Here is a 15692-nt window from a genome sequence, read left to right on the forward strand (position 1 = left end):
TATTGATAATAATTCTCATTTGCGTGTAAACTTACAATTAAGGCATAAATAGGAACACGCAGATGAATAACCAAAGGATAAACCTGTCGATATCAACAGAAAAATTAACTCAACTGATCCAAGACGGCGTCTTGTGCGCTGCTGACTTTCGCTGTCTGGACCAAGCGTCTAAGCAGAAAGTGTGGCAGATGTGCCTTTGGTGCTGTAGTAAAAAGATCGGTTGCACTAAAGACTGCTCCCTCAGTTGTTCTGCGGGCCTTGCTTCATCCGCTCAATATCGACCCCATTCAAGTATTGAACAAGTTGAAGAAATAACAAGCCAATCAAGGACAAATAGCAGAGGTAAGTATGAGCGGTTGCTGTAAGGTGACCACCACAGTGAATTGTCTGCCAATGATTTACACTATTCCTATGCTACAGCTTATCTAGTATTTAATTTATTGTCTCCATAGCAAGTACACTGTTAAGATCAATGTCTTAGCGATATTTAGATCCTCTGCTGGAAAGCACCAGGACATGCAATGAGAGTTAAATATGCACATGCCCCCAGTATTGCCACTTTTTGAATCAGCCAAATTCATTGAGGAAGGCAATAGTGTCGTCAATCAATACATAACGCAGATCAGCCTCGACCAGGTGAGTGATGCAGGCTTAATCTTCGAACACGCATCAGAATTACTCTATGAACAGCAGCATAACGAAAACAGTTATAAAGCTTACCGCAGCGAGTTAACCACCTTTTTCCATTGGTGCTTCGATGTAGTAAAACAATCGCCTGCAACGTTGACGCGCAGAGAGGTTGCCCGCTACCTTGCCTATTGCCAAAGTCCTCCCCTAGAGCTGATAGGCTACTTTAACGTAGCCCAGTTTAAACTCGATAAGGCAGAAGGGCAGAGAGTACCCAACTCAGCATGGCGTCCATTCGTGGGTAAGAAGGTCCTAGGTAAAGAGTTACCTTATCTGCTTAGCGAAAATGCCTTAAAGACCAAGATTGCTATTCTCTCTTCCTTTTACAGCTATTTGATGAGTGAAGACTACTGCGAGCGCAATCCTGCCCAGGCCTGGATGAATCACAGCCGCTTCTCCTCTAAGAAGAAGTATCGTGTTAACCCGGATGACAGCAATATGTTGGCCTTTACTGAACTACAGTGGTCTTATGTGATTGCCACAGTCGAAAAGCTCGCCATCGATGAACCAGACATCCACCAAAGAAGTCTGTTTATGATAAAGCTTATCTACTCTTGTTACCTTCGAGTATCTGAAGTCGGTGCAAGAGCAGGTTACTCACCTGTGATGAGTCAATTCAGGCAAGACAAACAAACGGGAATTTGGAGCTTTCATATTCCTGTTAGTAAAGGGGGAAAACGACGCAGCGTAGCAATATCAAAAGCCTTACTCTCCGGGTTAGTCGAGTACCGTCAGTACTTAAAATTACCCGACTATCCGAGTTCAGGGGAGCTGCATCCCTTGTTTATACGGCGTAAAGCCGCTGGACGGGGAAGGGAAGCCGGCACACTCAATGCGAACCTAGGCATAAGGCAAATAAGAGACGAAGTGGGTAAGATCATCGACCATGCAGCTAACGCCGCCGAAAGTGACGGATTTAAAGAAGATGCCAAACAGATGAGGGCCCTGAGTGTGCACAATATACGCCACACAGGGATCACCCATGACATCAATATCAACGGAAGGCCGCTATCTCATGTTCAAGCAGATGCGGGGCACGAGAGCATCGATACTACGTCCCAATACCTGCATACCTCACAGATAGAGAGACACCAGAGTGCTCAGAACAAGCCGTTAGATCATCTTCAAGGGATAGGATAAATCCAGTTCTGAGAGTTCTAATCTACAAGTCATAAGCTTCAATCAATCAGAATTTCTGCTCAGTTAATGCCGATAAGTGTCATTATCGGCAATTGAGTAAAAAATCGAAATTGGCCTATATTAAAGTCATTCGAACAAAGACTCATCCCTTTAAAATCTAATAGAATATCCGTGATGAGTGCTATTCGTATTCATATCAACTAATGACGGTTAATAAGAGGCTTTTAGGTCTCCAACTTAAGATGAAATATTTCTAATCTGTTCAAGATCTAGCTTTGCATATTTGATTCATTGCCCCGAAATCTAGATTCAAAGACAGGAATTCTCAGCTGACTCAGCCCATATGTTAGACACAAAGTAATTCAATTTGAGCTAGGCTCGAATAGCTAAGTTTAGAGCTATAAAGTATTCAATAGTTCGGATCGTGTAATTGGCAGATTAGCTAAGGTTTCTCAGAGAAAGAAACTAGATATGGTTAAGGCGTCGCTACGTGCACACTTTAAAACTCTGTGGGTAGTTAGTGGTTAGATTTCACGTAGCGGCGCATTAAGCTTGCTAGAAAACTATTTTTAATCAATGAATTGTATAACTACAGATGCTATTTATTAACGTAAACCAAGCATGAATTAAGCCAGAGTCAGAACAATTAACGTATTGCTATCTATAACCTATAATCGAAAACTAAAGTAACATTGAGTGTGTCTGCGAGGATCATTTAAAAGGCATATAGCTTTCTCAATTAACTTCAACGGATGTGAGTATCAACATGGCTGATGTTTGGTTACTGCATCAAAATTTCAAACCTGACCTGAGCCGCGCATCAAGACTAATGAATCTAATAGAGTGCATTTTAATGTTGAAATAATGGAAGGAATGGCCACGAGTTATTATTTTATTGTGTGATGACGTAACGGATAGATACTCAATCTATAACTCTGAATGTACAACACCAGTTCAGTACCAATGAAGCATAAACTGGCCACTAAGGTTCCATACCTCTATCCAGACGTTCTCACACCAAAGTGCGCACAATAGGGTAGCCGTTATGTTGAACTGGTTTTTTTGGTAAAGTCGCAGACTAAAAAACAGCCCTTGGGCTGAGTTTACACATAACGCACATTGTGCGAACTCACATCTAATTTATTCATCACTAACAGCATGTTTAATGTTCTAAATCAAAGAAATTGTTGTTCGGCATACTTCGCATGGCAACATAAAATTTGATGGGTGTTTTATGCTTTCCGTCAACTGCTCTTTAGGCGAGTGGCTCAATACTGCTCTATCTATCACTCTATAGGGGAAGGTTAAGTGTTCGTCGTGCTTTAATTATTGCTAACCTTCTACCTACTAAACTTTGTGACAGTGTAGTAGGGGGAATAAAATTGATATCTAATTTTAAGTGACTCCTGACCCGCTAATGACCCCATCAATTAGCGGGTTTTCCTTTGCCTTATTTTCATGATCGTTAAACCATTCTTTTGATTGATTCGCTTGTGAGCATGCGAACGAATGTTCAACTCTTAGCTTGTGCACCTTCCCTTGTCCTGCCAGACCGATTTTGATTTTTTGTTCGGGGATTCGATAGGGCGCATATTTAAGAGTCCACATACTTAAACAGTGGACTCTACTCCCATATTGGGACTTTTGCTTAGCATTGCATAGAGATGGAAAGAGGGGGGAGGCAAGCGAAGCGCCCCCCTCTTTCTCTCTTTATCTTGTAAATCTTCCATAGATTCGAAGATACCAGAAAAAACCCCCGTCCTGTCTTACGTGGGTAATCCAATACCATTTTCCTCAATTCCTTCTGAATCCTATCTCTTGATTGAGCGTTTTTGACTTAGATCTCTTCTTAAGAAATTTTTAGCTTTTGCTTGAGAACTCTCGTCTTGCTGAGTAGCTTTGATGTCGTAAAAATATTCCTTCGACAACCATTGATAGCGATCTTATTTCTTCATCGTTGAAGTGTTCTATTGCAGTAGTGATTCTAGATATCAACTTATTTTTCTTACTAATTTCCTCTCCAAGCAACTCATTTATGCTTATTCCCATAGTGTCAGCTAGTCTCTTTAATTCTGAGGCTTTAGGTTCTGTTTTTCCTGATTCCCAATTCATTACGGTTTTATCAGATGTTTTGACGCCTTCCGCGACGTCCTTCCTTGTCATCCCTTTTTCCTCTCTGACTGATCTAATTTTCTCGTTTAGCACCTGAACGCTCCTTAATGGGAAATATTATTCCAATTGTAGGGTATGTTTTTTTATACAGTGTGTTGACATGGAAAATATATTCCAATAACATCTGAAATATATTTCCACTTGACAGCTTTTTAGGATATTACGAAATGACTTCAAATTCCTATTCTTTGCACGATCTACCCGACCCGCTAAATTGGTCTAAGGTTTCATCTGCTGCCAATACCGCTAAAAAGTGCGAATTGACCATTCAGGTTTGTTTGTCTTGTGGCCATGAGTTTGAATCTGATTCTCTTTGTGCCTGTCCAGTGTGTGAATCTGCGATCGTTTATTCAGTTGATACATTTTTCCCTGATACACCTAAAACTAAATCACCACTCAAGTTGGCTTTGACTCAAGTTAAGACTGAGCCAAGCAAGATAGCTAAATCGTTAAGCCTAGGGCTGGTGCCTGCACTGCTAGATAAGATTTCTGCTTATTCTTTTACACCAAGAAACGATAAAGAAGCCGCAGTGTTAGCCACTAATTGGAAAGGGGAGCTGTTTAGCCTACTGCGTCAATACCGCGATTTTGCTCCAGCCATGCTGCATTCTTTTGTTTCGGTCTGCGATAAGCGTGACTATTTCGAAGCACTGCAAATGGTAGAAGCAGCATCTAATCGCCTTCATTCATCAGGCCATAACGCCACGATGTCAGAAAGTAGCATTAGGGAATTAGCAGCAGAGAAGGCGCAATCACTGGCTAGACGGCTCTCCAAGGTGGATGACGTAAACGAACGCTTCAAAATCTGCTGTGACGCTTTAGGCTCACTGGGTTTAGGGTTTGATGAAAAATTGATTTTTAGAAAGAAAATGAACTCTGAATTGCATTGCCTGGTTAATCGCGCATTGGACGAATTATGGCTCTCTCGTCAACTTCGACTCTTGTTTGTTCAGAACGTTGATAACGTGGCGCGTGACTTGGCACTGGTTCATAAGCACAAGCAAGCCTATTGCAGTGATTTTGCAGTTAACCGTTATAAAGCTCGTAAAATCTCTAATGCTGAATCTCTCGAAAGGACTATGGCCGTTGATACCAGCGACTATGAGAATGCCTTCACCCTTGCTGAACTCTCAGAAAAATCTATTTCCAATGAAGAAGTGCGCGAGGCTGAATTGTTTGTTCGCCTTAAGGGGTTTGAGGAGATTGCTTTCACCATGAACCATGGCGCTATCTTCACCACCCTGACTGCACCGTCTCGCTTTCACTCTGTGTCAAATGGTGCTCATAACCCCAAATGGATTGAAGCGGGGCGTCCAACCTCTGCCGATACGCACCTCTATTTAATTGAAGTTTGGACGGCATTCCGCAAGCTATTGGATAAGGCAAAAATCAAAATTTATGGCATGCGCATTGGTGAGCCTCACCATGACGGCACACCGCATCACCACCATTTACTTTTTGGCCTCCCTAAAGATTTAAAGTTTGTTGAAGCTGAGCTTCGACGTCTTGCATTAAAAGATTCACCAGAGGAAAAGGGCGCTCAAACGTACCGCTTCAAGTCAGTTGATATAGACCCAAGTAAGGGGTCAGCGGTGGGGTATGTGGCTAAGTACCTTTGTAAGAACATTAACGGAAAACATATTGATAAAGATGAAGAGACTGGGGCAAGTGCGACTAGTTCTTCTCAACGAGTAGTGACATGGGCGCGTACACACGGCCTTCGTCAATTTCAATTTATTGGTGGGCCTAGCGTCACCGCTTGGCGTGAACTGCGTAATTTACGCGAAGAAATCAAAGAGGACGATGCTGTGTTTAAAGATTTGAGTTTTGAAGAACATCATTTATTAGAAACAGTGCGCAAGGCGGCTGACTCAGGTTGTTGGGCGGCGTTCTGTGTGGCTATGGGCGGGGTGTTCGTTAAGCGTAATGAGCAAGCTGTTCGTGTTCATTATGCAGTACCCGCAACGATTGAAAAATTATTTGATGACACCTTTGGACCTGAAGAAGTTATCAAGTATTCACAAACCCGATTTGGCGATAAATCAGCGGCGCGTATCAACGGGATTATGTTTCAGGGGGTATTTAAAGCGACCCGTTTTGTCAATTGGGAAGTCATGAGCCTTGAGCAATATAAGCGCGGTGCTAAGAAAATCATGACAGGTACTGTTGATGTATTCGATGCGCTGGAACGCCAACATGAATATGAACGTATGGCCGAAGCTAAATATGAAGAGTACGAACGATACATGCAAGAAAGTGAAGATATGCAGGCGCTGATTTTCGATGCTATGGCTTTTGAGGGAAGGGGCGAAAGCGTAGCCGCCCCTTGATTTTGCTCTCCTTGGACTTGTGTCAATAAGTGTCGTAAATGAAATTTTAATAAATGAGGAATTAAAAATGATAACCCAAGGACTGATTATGGATGTCGATGACATCGTGATTAAAGATAAGCTCGATTTCAATACTGGTGAAGTTAAGTCTCAGTATGCGGTCGTGGGGGTATCCATGTTATCTCCAACCTGTGTGGTAAAGGTTACGGTTTCACCTGAGCTTTACGGAGACGGCAAAACTATGCCCTATCTAAAGTCTATGGCTGGAACTTTTAAACCTTTTACCCTTTCACTCGATTATAGGCAATCTTCATTTGCAGATGAAAAGGGGATGCACAAGGAGTTTCAAGGTTTCCACCTTTATAAATCACCTGCTGAGAATTCAACCTCTCACTCTAAAGCTGGTTAACCCTTATGACTGAATCACTTCCAGATACATCAATTTGTAACCCTGTAATGCTAGCGGAATGCCTAGATACATTTTATGACCTTGGTATTTTGGAAGGGTTCTTATATGGCCTTCTTACCTTTTTTCTTTTTGAGTTTGTTGTTCATCGTATCGCTAATGACCTTAAGCGAATCCTCGATAAGAAACGCAAAGAGAAGGCGGCTTAACCATGACTGATTGCGTTCGGGATCTAGGTAATGGCTATTACTCGATATTCGGGGCTGTTGATGCTGACAACCCAAATCCTGAATGTGATTTTATTTTGGTGCCACCTCGTGAATATGAATTGCTTGTTTCACTCTCTGTAGGCGGGTCGGATTCTTCCGTCCCTCTATCGGGTCAGTCAACGTTAACTCAGACTGACGTTTCACTGTTGTTCTCGGCTGCGGCCACACTCTACGCGCTGGTTTTTGTCTTTAAACTTGCGCTAAAACAAATGGGATATTAATTATGAATATTAAAACATTTGCAACTGGCGTTTGCCTTATGTTGCTTACCGTTGCTATGCCATCTACAGCTCTAGCGGCTATTGATGTTACTGATGCTGTTACTTCAATTACCACAGATGGAGGCGCGGCTATTGCTGCAATCGGTGGGGCAATGATTGGTTTAGCGGCTATCGCTATCGTATTTAAGTGGGCTAAAGCTGCGATTTTTGGCTAGCTCTTAAACCTGTGCGAGGTTCGCCTCGCCTTAAGGACTTCCTTTGATTTCAGTAATGGATTTAGTATGGATTATCGTATTATGTGTATTAATAGACTGTGTAAGGCGGTTTATTCCTTAGTTTTCCTCTCTTCTTTTTGCTTCGCCTATACACCTCCTAGTGTAGACATTCCGATCACATTTTATTTTCCTTCAGAAAGTCAGGCTGAAACATTTAGAGCAACCCAATGTGATTCTAATGATTATTCTTGGCGGAATTGTGGAGATGGAATTACTTGCGCTACTGGTGATCCTACTAACGTTCAGTGCTGGGTTGATATGTGTTATCACGCTACCGATGTTAATAATTGCCAAGGCTCAACAGACCCTGACCCCGACCCTGATAATCCCGATCCAGACCCTGACCCCGATAATCCAGACCCAGATAATCCCTATAATTTTCCCGACCCTTCTCCTAACCCTGATTACATTAATGATGGTTCGGGGAGTAATGCTGCCTTACTGGCACAAATGAATAATGAAAATAGGCTGCTATTTGGTCGACTTGTTGAAATCAATGAGGAGGGGATTAAAACTAATGCTCACCTTTCTCTTTCTAATCAATTATTAGAGGTTATTTCTGGTCAACGTGATTTCTCAGATATGGCTAAGGCTATAGATGATGCTGCTTGGGAGCAAAAACAGCGTGATGAGGCGGTTGCTGAAGGGATGGTTGACCAAACGTGGTTACTACCCCATATCACTGCTAAAAGACTCCGTGACGATGAGCTTCTTGAGGCCTTGGAGTTCTTCCAAACATCAAATAAGACCCAGCTTCAAAAAATTGATAGCTCCTTAGATATGATTGAATCATTCACTTCTGAGACTAAAAACAACACGTCTTATTTAGGAACCTTACCTGAAATAAAGAATATGATTACTAGCATGTATGACAATTCTTATGACATTCGTAGGGCTTCCAAAGACACCGCAGATAACACCGAAGACCTTTTTGATGTAGTCGATGACATTCTTGATTTTGTTGAGGGTATGGATACAGGTTCAACAAATGTTATCGAGAAACTTCAAGAAATATCCGATATATCTCAAACCCAAACGGATGAATTCAATGCTAGAGCTGCTGAGCTTCAAGCGGCGTTAGATGCAATTAAAACGAATACTGCTGGCGGTAGTAGTGGCGGGGGTGATGGTGGTGAACCAGATGATGGTGAAGGGGATACTGCAACTGAAAATTCTTGCGTTTCATTTACCTGTAGCTCTCAAACTCCAGCGTGTTATGTAGCTCGTAAACAGTGGGAACTAGATTGTGCTAATCAAACCGCATTAACCGATAGTGGGGCGCTTGGTGATTTTAAATCTGAACTTAACACTTTTCTTGACCATGAAGACTCCGACCTCGAAAACATTGATGCCGGCACTGTTGATACTTCTAGCTTTATGAGCAAATACACTGATGGCTCAGGCTTTACTGCGGGCGCTTCAACTTGTCCAGCACCTTATACGGTAGACGTTGTTATCACTTCTCTTACGCTCGACCTGACTCCATTTTGCGACCTCGCTAGGGTGATTCGTTGGTTTCTGGTGGCGTTCGCAACGGTCAGTGCTGGTCTTATGATCGCTAAATTCTCATAAGGATAAATCATGCAATATGTAATTATGTTTGCCGCCTCAGTGGTGCCTTTCCTTGCTCAATTCCTTGTAGCTTCTACGGCGCGTATTGCAGTTGCTTTAGGGTTTGGCACGGTAGCCTTTGCAGGGGTTGGATTAATATTTGATTCCATCATTGATAAGTTAAACGCCTCTGCATCGGGGCTTTCTCCGCACATTGCTACTTTTATCACGCTATTGGGGATAGATACTGCGTTTAATATTATGTTATCGGCGGGGGTCTTCTTGATGGTACTTAAAGGGGTCAACCGAAACGGCGATATGCGTAAAACAGTTTGGCGTAAGCCAGGTGATAAATCTGATGTGGACTGGGGTGCCTAATGCTATTTCTTATAACGGGTAAGGGCGGGGCGTCTAAATCACTTAATACCGTAGCGGCCATGGTCAGGTCTAACTCAGGTGATAGACCCAATTATTACACTAACGTCAAATTGTTCATGCTTGATTATGATGTGGCTAGCAGCTTCTCTGGTTGGTTTTACGGATTCTATCTTTACAACCTCAAAGATAAGCGCGGTAAGGCTAAATTACTCAAAATCATGAAGCGCATTCATAACGATGAAGAGTTAGTCACACTGGCCGATGTACCTTGGTTAGAAAGCTATTACGAAGCCCATGACCCGCTAGACACATGGTTATTTTGGGTATTCAAACTCTATTCGAAAACCCAGCTTAAAGTGGTCAAAGAGTTCATTGAAAATATGCCGTCTGACTATTTGACCTTTGAACAGCTCAAACAGTTTAATCTGCATTTCACCCATTTTGAGGACGCTCGAAAGTGGTATGAGCTACCTAAAACCAGTGTGATTTTTATCGATGAATGTCAGCACTTTTTTCCGCCCAGACAAACAGGCTCTAGCGTTCCCAAGCATATTGCCGAATTCTCAACCCATAGACACAGAGGCTATGATATTCATCTTGTCACTCAGGATAGAATGTTCCTCGATAACAACGTTCGTAAGCTAGCCAACCGCCATATTCATTACCACAATCCATTCGGTGGTAAACGAGTCACACGCTATACACACTCTGAGCAATTCGATAGCACAAACTATTTTGACCTGCAAAAAACTGAGAAGTCATTCATCAAAAGACCGAGTAACTTCTACGGCTCATATTTCAGCGCTGAATTACATACCCATAAATTCAAGATGCCTAAAATGGCCTTTGTCGGGGTAGCCTTGGTCGCTTTCCTTATTTTTACGTGCTATTTGCTTTACGGCACTCTGTTTAAAGAGCGTGGTACAGTTGAGGGAGAAGTTGCCACCTCTGACACCTCCAAGGCTTCTAAAACGTCTATAGCCGTTCAGAAAATCACTTACAAGGATAGTCTCGTTCCATCTGAACAAGCGGCCTTAGTGAGCTTTGTATCTACACTAACAACTGATGTTTACATAGACGGCTCGATTGCGACTTATGACGTGTACGGTGCTGTTAAGTATGACTATTCATTTTCAAATAAAGTGACTGAGGATATTTTTAGTCCTAGCGCTGTAGGATTTACAGTTAAGCAGTTTGGTAGCTGCTTGGTTAAACTAACGCTGTATGACTACACGACATTTGTTACTTGCGATCCATTTTATAGGATTGAACCTGTTAGTGATGACAGTGCCAATAATGGCGATTTTTTCGTATCTGACTAGAGTATATATTCATGGAATTAGAAACACTTACCGCTTTAATCATAATCGGAATAATGTTTATTCCTATGTGGTTTTTTATCATGTTTCAGTTATACAAAGCCTTAAAACTTAAATAGGGAATGATTATGGAAGCTATATTTGAATGGATGTTCCTTAGTTGCCGATAACGACACTTATCGGCACCAAAACCACTCTATATCATTGATATATAACAACTTACCCTTAAGTGCGCACAATGTATATTATGTTAAATATGGTCCGTGAGTCTATATTCCTCTAAATCAAATGTTCATTCCAGTCTGTTTGAGCATCAGGTCACATAGCGGCTTCAACTTTAGCTCTGTCTGCAAGCCATAACACTTGAGCCTGTGTGCACTGTTACAAGCTCAGTAATTAAATATTCACCATTATTTTTAGCGGACTAAAAAGACAAGCTTCAATCCTTAATCAATAAAATAGGCTCATTAATGTACTGCAGTGATGAGCCTATGAAATCTGGGTAGCTGCATCCAGCTAGCTTATTAACTCAGGATCAAACCATCATCGACTGGTATCTCACTGCCGGTAATATACGATGATTGATTTGATAAAAGAAATAAGGCCACTGAGGCGGCCTCCTGTGCAGTAGCAGACCTTTCTATGGGAACTTGATTAATGACAAAGTTTTCAAATTCTAGCTTTGCATCGGCAGATAATAAGCTACGAAAATTAGTCTCTTCGGTAGTGCCAGAAACCAATGCATTAACTCGCACTCCTTTTGGGCCTAGCTCTCTAGCCCAGACTCGGATACTTGCTAGTAATGCACCTTTGGAAGCAGCATATAAATTAGTTGAAGCAGCTCCTTCATACACAGAACTGGAACTCGATACGAGAATCGAAGCGTGACTTTTCAGATACTTACTTAGTGCTACAATCTGTAATATTGGCCCTCTAGAATTTACATCCATGACATGTTTATAAATGTCTTCTGTTACCTCATCACAATCATAAAGTCTCGCGATACCGGCATTCAGCCATAGACCATCGAGGTAACCTTGCTCTTTAACAACTGCGGCCAGTTCAACCCCTGTTGATGGACTCCCAGAGTCATTTTCAACCACAGTAATACATGGACCAAATCGCAGTTGTAATGCTTTGAGCTTAGTCACATTACGTCCTGTAGCGATTACCTTGCCGCCATCCTTGATAATACTTTCCGTAGTGGCCAATCCTAAGCCACTAGTAGCTCCCGTTATTAAGTAGAGCTTACCTTGAAAATCATACATATTAATTCCTAGCTTGATCTAGCCATTCTTCCAGGGAAATTTGACCGATATTTCACAGTGCAATTAGCTCACACTCAGATGCGCTATGTTCATAAGTCCCTCGATTTTCATTGAGGGACTTATTGTTTAAACCAGGTAAGCTGAAATCTTCACAATTAGACAGATTCTAGTGTCAGCACGAAATAGTTTTTTGCTTCGGAAACAGGCTTCACTGACATGTTGCTAGGAAACAGATTATCAGAAGCATTCCAGTCAACTTCTACTCCCCCACTCTGCGCTGAGTGTTTGAAGTACAGAGCACCATTGGCAGGATATATTCCATCTTTTTCAACTTGCACACTGATAAACATGTCTTCAATTTGCTCAGGACTCATCTTACCGATAGGGTAAAAGTCTGGATCATCACTACTAGATACAACCGGAATCAACGCACCAGAGCCTGATACGTTAGAGTGGAGTGTGTAAACCCCTTCGATGTTTTTATTGGTTTCAAGCTTGATGTAGATGACGTCGTTATCATTAGGAATAACGCAAAAACAACTAATACCTTCACCGAAACTGTTACCAATTTTTGGTTCATCTTCTTTAAACTGCTTAGTAATACCTAAACCTTCTCCATGTTGCCAACAAATAATAGAGACGTCTTTACCTACACGAATAGACTGAGTTTTGTCGTTAAACCCTTCTTCCGTAGCACCAATGACTCCGTCTTCAGGACTATAGGTGTGTTCGATACCGTCATAAACAGGCGCTTCAAAAAGTGTACATGTTGTATTATGAACTTGAGCTTTGCTCATTTTTTATTCCTACCTTATATATTTACGCTTATATTAAGAAACCATTCACTTACACATCAAAGTAATTCATAACCTGTTGATATTTATCAATGTAGAGTAAAAGATCGCCCATGGTAACGTCTCTTTCGGACAGGTAGACACCACCAGGAATTTAATACAAACTCATATATAAACACATCTAGATAGCAGGCCTTCTAGAAGAAGCTGAGCCAGTGACATAGGGGATCGGATCGAATAGCAGAATTATGGAGCCTGTGTTATTTGATGGGATATTTATCCAAAGTATTCTCACACTGGTTCATCGGAATTATGTCCTTTAAAACCCATTCGGGTTATCAATCAAATAAACCCATCCCCCTTGCTGAAATGTCATGACTTCTAGTGCAGTACCACTGATATCGCTATCAGCCAGTTTCCACTGGGAACGAATCAAAGCGATGTTGCCATTGATGTGAATCGACTTAGATAAGGTCTGCATTTTACTGTCAAAACTTAAATAGGGTTTTAACGCCTTAGCTATTTCTTTATGACCCGTTGCCCTCCTCCCATCCCTATCAAGAATGAATGTCGCATTTGCTGCAAATAATGTTGTCAGTCCATTAAGATCTTTTGCATCAAAATATTGAGCAAATAGAGAATGAAGCTCATCGGGTGATTGTGGCTTAGGATATTCGAGAGGAGCATCTGCTTTTGCATTAACAACAAAAAATGACACCAAGAGTAATAATGTTTTTACTAGGTTCATCGTTAATTCCTTGATTGTGTGCGCCATTAAGTAACTATACTTTGGCAATGAAGTTACGATACTCAAGTTAGTTTCTTTTTACTATTAGTAACCTAAAAGTAACTAGTTACCTTTAGGTTACTAAAGAATATAGATCAAGAAAATGATACTTTATGCCGATTAAGATTAGAGATACTACAACCTTGAGGAGAACCAAATGAAACATGTCACGTCACCTGAGGGATATTGCAGTGTTGATAAGTATTTATCCTTGATATCAACTAAGTGGACTGCTCACATCATCTACCTACTTGGAAAAAGTGAGCTAATGAGGTTTGGCCAGATTCAGAAACAACTGGCATTAGTATCCAGTAAAGTACTCAGCTCAAGACTGAAATCATTGGAGGCTGAGCAGTTTATCTGGAGAGAGCAACAAGCAACTATTCCTGTGACGGTTAATTATGGTTTAACCGCTAAAGGTAAGGAGTTAGCGGAAATCGTTAGTCTCGTAGTCGATAAGTCAGACACTTGGGACGCGAGCATTAATAATGGACAAGACATGGATTAACCCCACATAAGATCACACACTTACAAGACAAATGGTGATATTAATGCGTTTTCTTCAATCACATGTTGGAAGCGTGAGCGCGTCAAATTAATAGGTGTTACAGGCATACCGTAAAAATCATAAGCCTGTCCAGTGACTTGACCTCCTAACCCTTTAAGGATTTGCACCGTAGTATCGCGAGCATCACTAGTGAGGGATTCAGTTATATTATTAAATATGTCTTGGAGCGAATGATATGCAAGCTGTTTACCTATACCCAGTCCACGAAATTTGTCATCAACAACAAATCGTCCCCAATGCCATTGATCATCAATTTCCCAACATGCTACCGCGCCGACCCTGTAGCAGATTCTGTGTAACTACCTAAATTATATATAGTCTGCTATTCGATCTTCAAATTCAATAATAAAACGATTGAGTGCTGGTTTCCAGTTTCTTATCGGCATGGTCCACTTCTTCGAAGCTTGCATAATCGCCAAGTAAACGACTTTCTTCGCTGAGTCATCATTTGGGAAGAGCTTACGATTCTTGATTGCTTTCCTAATCACACTGTTTAATGACTCGATAGCATTAGTTGTATAGATGGCTTTCCGGATGTCTTGAGGGTAATTAAATAGCGTATTAAGATTAGTCCAGTGCCTGTGCCAGGATGCTGAGATACTAGGATATTTAGCGTCCCATTGCTCGCCAAAACGTTCCAAATTAAGCAACGCTTCCTCTTCGGTCACTGACTGGTAAATCCTCTTTAAATCAGCTGTCACCGCCTTGTAATCTTTGTACGGCACAAACTTCATCGAGTTTCGAACCATATGGACGATGCAGAGCTGGATTTGAGTGTTTGGGAACACGGTATTTATGGCATCAGGAAAACCTTTTAGACCGTCAATGCAGGCGATGAGGATATCTTTGAGTCCACGATTTTGAAGCTCTGTCAGTACATTTAACCAAAACTTAGCGCCCTCGTTCTCTGCTATCCACATGCCAAGTAACTCTTTATGGCCTTCGAGGTTAACGCCAAGCGCGAGGAAAATAGCTTTGTTGATGACCTTACTGTTCTCCCTGATTTTAACCACAATACAGTCAAGGTAAACGATAGGATACACGGGTTCTAGCGGACGAGATTGCCATTCGACGACACGCTCAAGGACTGAGTTAGTGACGCGAGAAATTAGCGTTGGTGATATCTCTGCGCCATACATCTCATCAAAGGTATCGACAATATCTCGTGTCGTCATTCCTTTCGCATAAAGATGTAAAATTTTGTCATCCATCGAGGTGAAGCGGCTTTGGTTCTTTTTAACAATCTCAGGCTCAAAGCTACCATTTCGGTCACGGGGAGTGTCTAACTCGAAGCATCCATCTTCGGTCTTTATTTGTTTGTGGGAGTAGCCATTGCGGTTATTACCAGCCGCGACCTTCTCGTTTTTTTGATAGCCTAAGTGATAATCGAGTTCAGCATTTAATGCGGCCTCAACAGTGACTTTGGTTAACATAGCCCTGAAGTCATTTAAATCGGCTTCGGTTTTAATGCCTTTAGCGGCTTGTTTAGCGAATGCTTCTAGTTCTTTTTTATTCATACTCTACCTT

Annotated in this window: 17 protein-coding genes; 11 read left to right on the plus strand and 6 right to left on the minus strand. The window is 41.6% G+C overall.

Going from position 1 to position 15692, the window contains the following annotated elements; all coding sequences use genetic code 11:
* The first annotated feature begins 62 nt into the window (after nucleotides 1–62).
* Together sps_RS04575 and sps_RS04580 are read left to right on the plus strand one after the other, a co-directional pair.
* Entirely contained in the window at nucleotides 63–365 is a 303-nt protein-coding gene (locus tag sps_RS04575) for a hypothetical protein (RefSeq protein ID WP_077751447.1), read from the plus strand.
* Between the two features lie 169 nt (nucleotides 366–534).
* Entirely contained in the window at nucleotides 535–1827 is a 1293-nt protein-coding gene (locus sps_RS04580; protein ID WP_077751448.1) for a tyrosine-type recombinase/integrase, read from the plus strand.
* Between the two features lie 1860 nt (nucleotides 1828–3687).
* Here sps_RS04580 and sps_RS04590 read toward each other — a convergent pair.
* Complete coding sequence (locus tag sps_RS04590; protein WP_077751450.1) at nucleotides 3688–4032, minus strand: helix-turn-helix transcriptional regulator; 345 nt, start codon at nucleotides 4030–4032, stop codon at nucleotides 3688–3690.
* 134 nt (nucleotides 4033–4166) lie between these two features.
* Between sps_RS04590 and sps_RS04595 the strand changes: the two genes are divergently transcribed.
* From sps_RS04595 to sps_RS04630, 8 genes are all read left to right on the plus strand, one after another.
* Nucleotides 4167–6329: a replication endonuclease gene (locus sps_RS04595; protein ID WP_077751451.1), complete on the plus strand. Its 2163-nt coding sequence runs from the start codon at nucleotides 4167–4169 to the stop codon at nucleotides 6327–6329.
* A gap of 67 nt (nucleotides 6330–6396) precedes the next feature.
* A complete protein-coding gene (locus sps_RS04600) occupies nucleotides 6397–6738 on the plus strand; it encodes a hypothetical protein (protein WP_077751452.1) in 342 nt (113 codons plus the stop codon).
* 5 nt (nucleotides 6739–6743) lie between these two features.
* Nucleotides 6744–6944, plus strand: coding sequence for a hypothetical protein (locus sps_RS04605; RefSeq protein ID WP_077751453.1), 201 nt, complete (start codon nucleotides 6744–6746; stop codon nucleotides 6942–6944).
* Nucleotides 6945–6946: 2 nt separating this feature from the next.
* Complete coding sequence (locus tag sps_RS04610) at nucleotides 6947–7225, plus strand: hypothetical protein (RefSeq protein WP_077751454.1); 279 nt, start codon at nucleotides 6947–6949, stop codon at nucleotides 7223–7225.
* 2 nt (nucleotides 7226–7227) lie between these two features.
* Nucleotides 7228–7440, plus strand: coding sequence for a major capsid protein (locus sps_RS04615; protein WP_077751455.1), 213 nt, complete (start codon nucleotides 7228–7230; stop codon nucleotides 7438–7440).
* Between the two features lie 66 nt (nucleotides 7441–7506).
* Nucleotides 7507–9072: a virulence factor TspB C-terminal domain-related protein gene (locus sps_RS04620; protein ID WP_077751456.1), complete on the plus strand. Its 1566-nt coding sequence runs from the start codon at nucleotides 7507–7509 to the stop codon at nucleotides 9070–9072.
* A gap of 9 nt (nucleotides 9073–9081) precedes the next feature.
* A complete protein-coding gene (locus tag sps_RS04625; RefSeq protein ID WP_077751457.1) occupies nucleotides 9082–9429 on the plus strand; it encodes a DUF2523 domain-containing protein in 348 nt (115 codons plus the stop codon).
* On the plus strand, nucleotides 9429–10751 hold the full coding sequence (locus tag sps_RS04630) for a zonular occludens toxin domain-containing protein (protein ID WP_077751458.1): 1323 nt from the start codon (nucleotides 9429–9431) through the stop codon (nucleotides 10749–10751). The genes sps_RS04625 and sps_RS04630 overlap by 1 nt, the downstream gene beginning before the upstream one ends.
* Nucleotides 10752–11272: 521 nt before the next feature.
* On the opposite strand, the gene sps_RS04635 is transcribed toward sps_RS04630, so the two are convergent.
* The 3 genes from sps_RS04635 to sps_RS04645 form a co-directional block, all read right to left on the minus strand.
* Entirely contained in the window at nucleotides 11273–12016 is a 744-nt protein-coding gene (locus sps_RS04635; RefSeq protein ID WP_077751459.1) for an SDR family oxidoreductase, read from the minus strand.
* Nucleotides 12017–12171: 155 nt separating this feature from the next.
* Nucleotides 12172–12813, minus strand: coding sequence for a beta/gamma crystallin domain-containing protein (locus sps_RS04640; protein ID WP_077751460.1), 642 nt, complete (start codon nucleotides 12811–12813; stop codon nucleotides 12172–12174).
* Nucleotides 12814–13129: 316 nt separating this feature from the next.
* Nucleotides 13130–13558 (minus strand): YybH family protein, encoded by a 429-nt coding sequence (locus sps_RS04645; RefSeq protein WP_077751461.1) that lies wholly within the window; start codon nucleotides 13556–13558, stop codon nucleotides 13130–13132.
* Between the two features lie 196 nt (nucleotides 13559–13754).
* On the opposite strand from sps_RS04645, the gene sps_RS04650 reads away from it, so the two are divergent.
* Nucleotides 13755–14105 (plus strand): winged helix-turn-helix transcriptional regulator, encoded by a 351-nt coding sequence (locus tag sps_RS04650; RefSeq protein WP_077751462.1) that lies wholly within the window; start codon nucleotides 13755–13757, stop codon nucleotides 14103–14105.
* A 20-nt stretch (nucleotides 14106–14125) separates the two neighbouring features.
* Here sps_RS04650 and sps_RS29205 read toward each other — a convergent pair whose 3' ends face one another.
* Both sps_RS29205 and sps_RS04660 read right to left on the minus strand, forming a co-directional pair.
* Entirely contained in the window at nucleotides 14126–14455 is a 330-nt protein-coding gene (locus sps_RS29205) for a GNAT family N-acetyltransferase (RefSeq protein ID WP_077751463.1), read from the minus strand.
* A gap of 18 nt (nucleotides 14456–14473) precedes the next feature.
* Entirely contained in the window at nucleotides 14474–15682 is a 1209-nt protein-coding gene (locus sps_RS04660; protein ID WP_077751464.1) for an IS256 family transposase, read from the minus strand.
* Nucleotides 15683–15692 lie beyond the last annotated feature (10 nt).

The organism is Shewanella psychrophila (assembly GCF_002005305.1).
Lineage (GTDB): Bacteria > Pseudomonadota > Gammaproteobacteria > Enterobacterales > Shewanellaceae > Shewanella > Shewanella psychrophila.

Bases quoted from the DNA above. Each gene is read 5' to 3' on its own strand.
- sps_RS04575 (WP_077751447.1), top strand. From the start codon at position 63: ATGAATAACCAAAGGATAAACCTGTCGATATCAACAGAAAAATTAACT.
- sps_RS04580 (WP_077751448.1), top strand. From the start codon at position 535: ATGCACATGCCCCCAGTATTGCCACTTTTTGAATCAGCCAAATTCATT.
- sps_RS04595 (WP_077751451.1), top strand. From the start codon at position 4,167: ATGACTTCAAATTCCTATTCTTTGCACGATCTACCCGACCCGCTAAAT.
- sps_RS04600 (WP_077751452.1), top strand. From the start codon at position 6,397: ATGATAACCCAAGGACTGATTATGGATGTCGATGACATCGTGATTAAA.
- sps_RS04605 (WP_077751453.1), top strand. From the start codon at position 6,744: ATGACTGAATCACTTCCAGATACATCAATTTGTAACCCTGTAATGCTA.
- sps_RS04610 (WP_077751454.1), top strand. From the start codon at position 6,947: ATGACTGATTGCGTTCGGGATCTAGGTAATGGCTATTACTCGATATTC.
- sps_RS04615 (WP_077751455.1), top strand. From the start codon at position 7,228: ATGAATATTAAAACATTTGCAACTGGCGTTTGCCTTATGTTGCTTACC.
- sps_RS04620 (WP_077751456.1), top strand. From the start codon at position 7,507: ATGGATTATCGTATTATGTGTATTAATAGACTGTGTAAGGCGGTTTAT.
- sps_RS04625 (WP_077751457.1), top strand. From the start codon at position 9,082: ATGCAATATGTAATTATGTTTGCCGCCTCAGTGGTGCCTTTCCTTGCT.
- sps_RS04630 (WP_077751458.1), top strand. From the start codon at position 9,429: ATGCTATTTCTTATAACGGGTAAGGGCGGGGCGTCTAAATCACTTAAT.
- sps_RS04635 (WP_077751459.1), bottom strand. From the start codon at position 12,016: ATGTATGATTTTCAAGGTAAGCTCTACTTAATAACGGGAGCTACTAGT.
- sps_RS04640 (WP_077751460.1), bottom strand. From the start codon at position 12,813: ATGAGCAAAGCTCAAGTTCATAATACAACATGTACACTTTTTGAAGCG.
- sps_RS04645 (WP_077751461.1), bottom strand. From the start codon at position 13,558: ATGAACCTAGTAAAAACATTATTACTCTTGGTGTCATTTTTTGTTGTT.
- sps_RS04650 (WP_077751462.1), top strand. From the start codon at position 13,755: ATGAAACATGTCACGTCACCTGAGGGATATTGCAGTGTTGATAAGTAT.
- sps_RS04660 (WP_077751464.1), bottom strand. From the start codon at position 15,682: ATGAATAAAAAAGAACTAGAAGCATTCGCTAAACAAGCCGCTAAAGGC.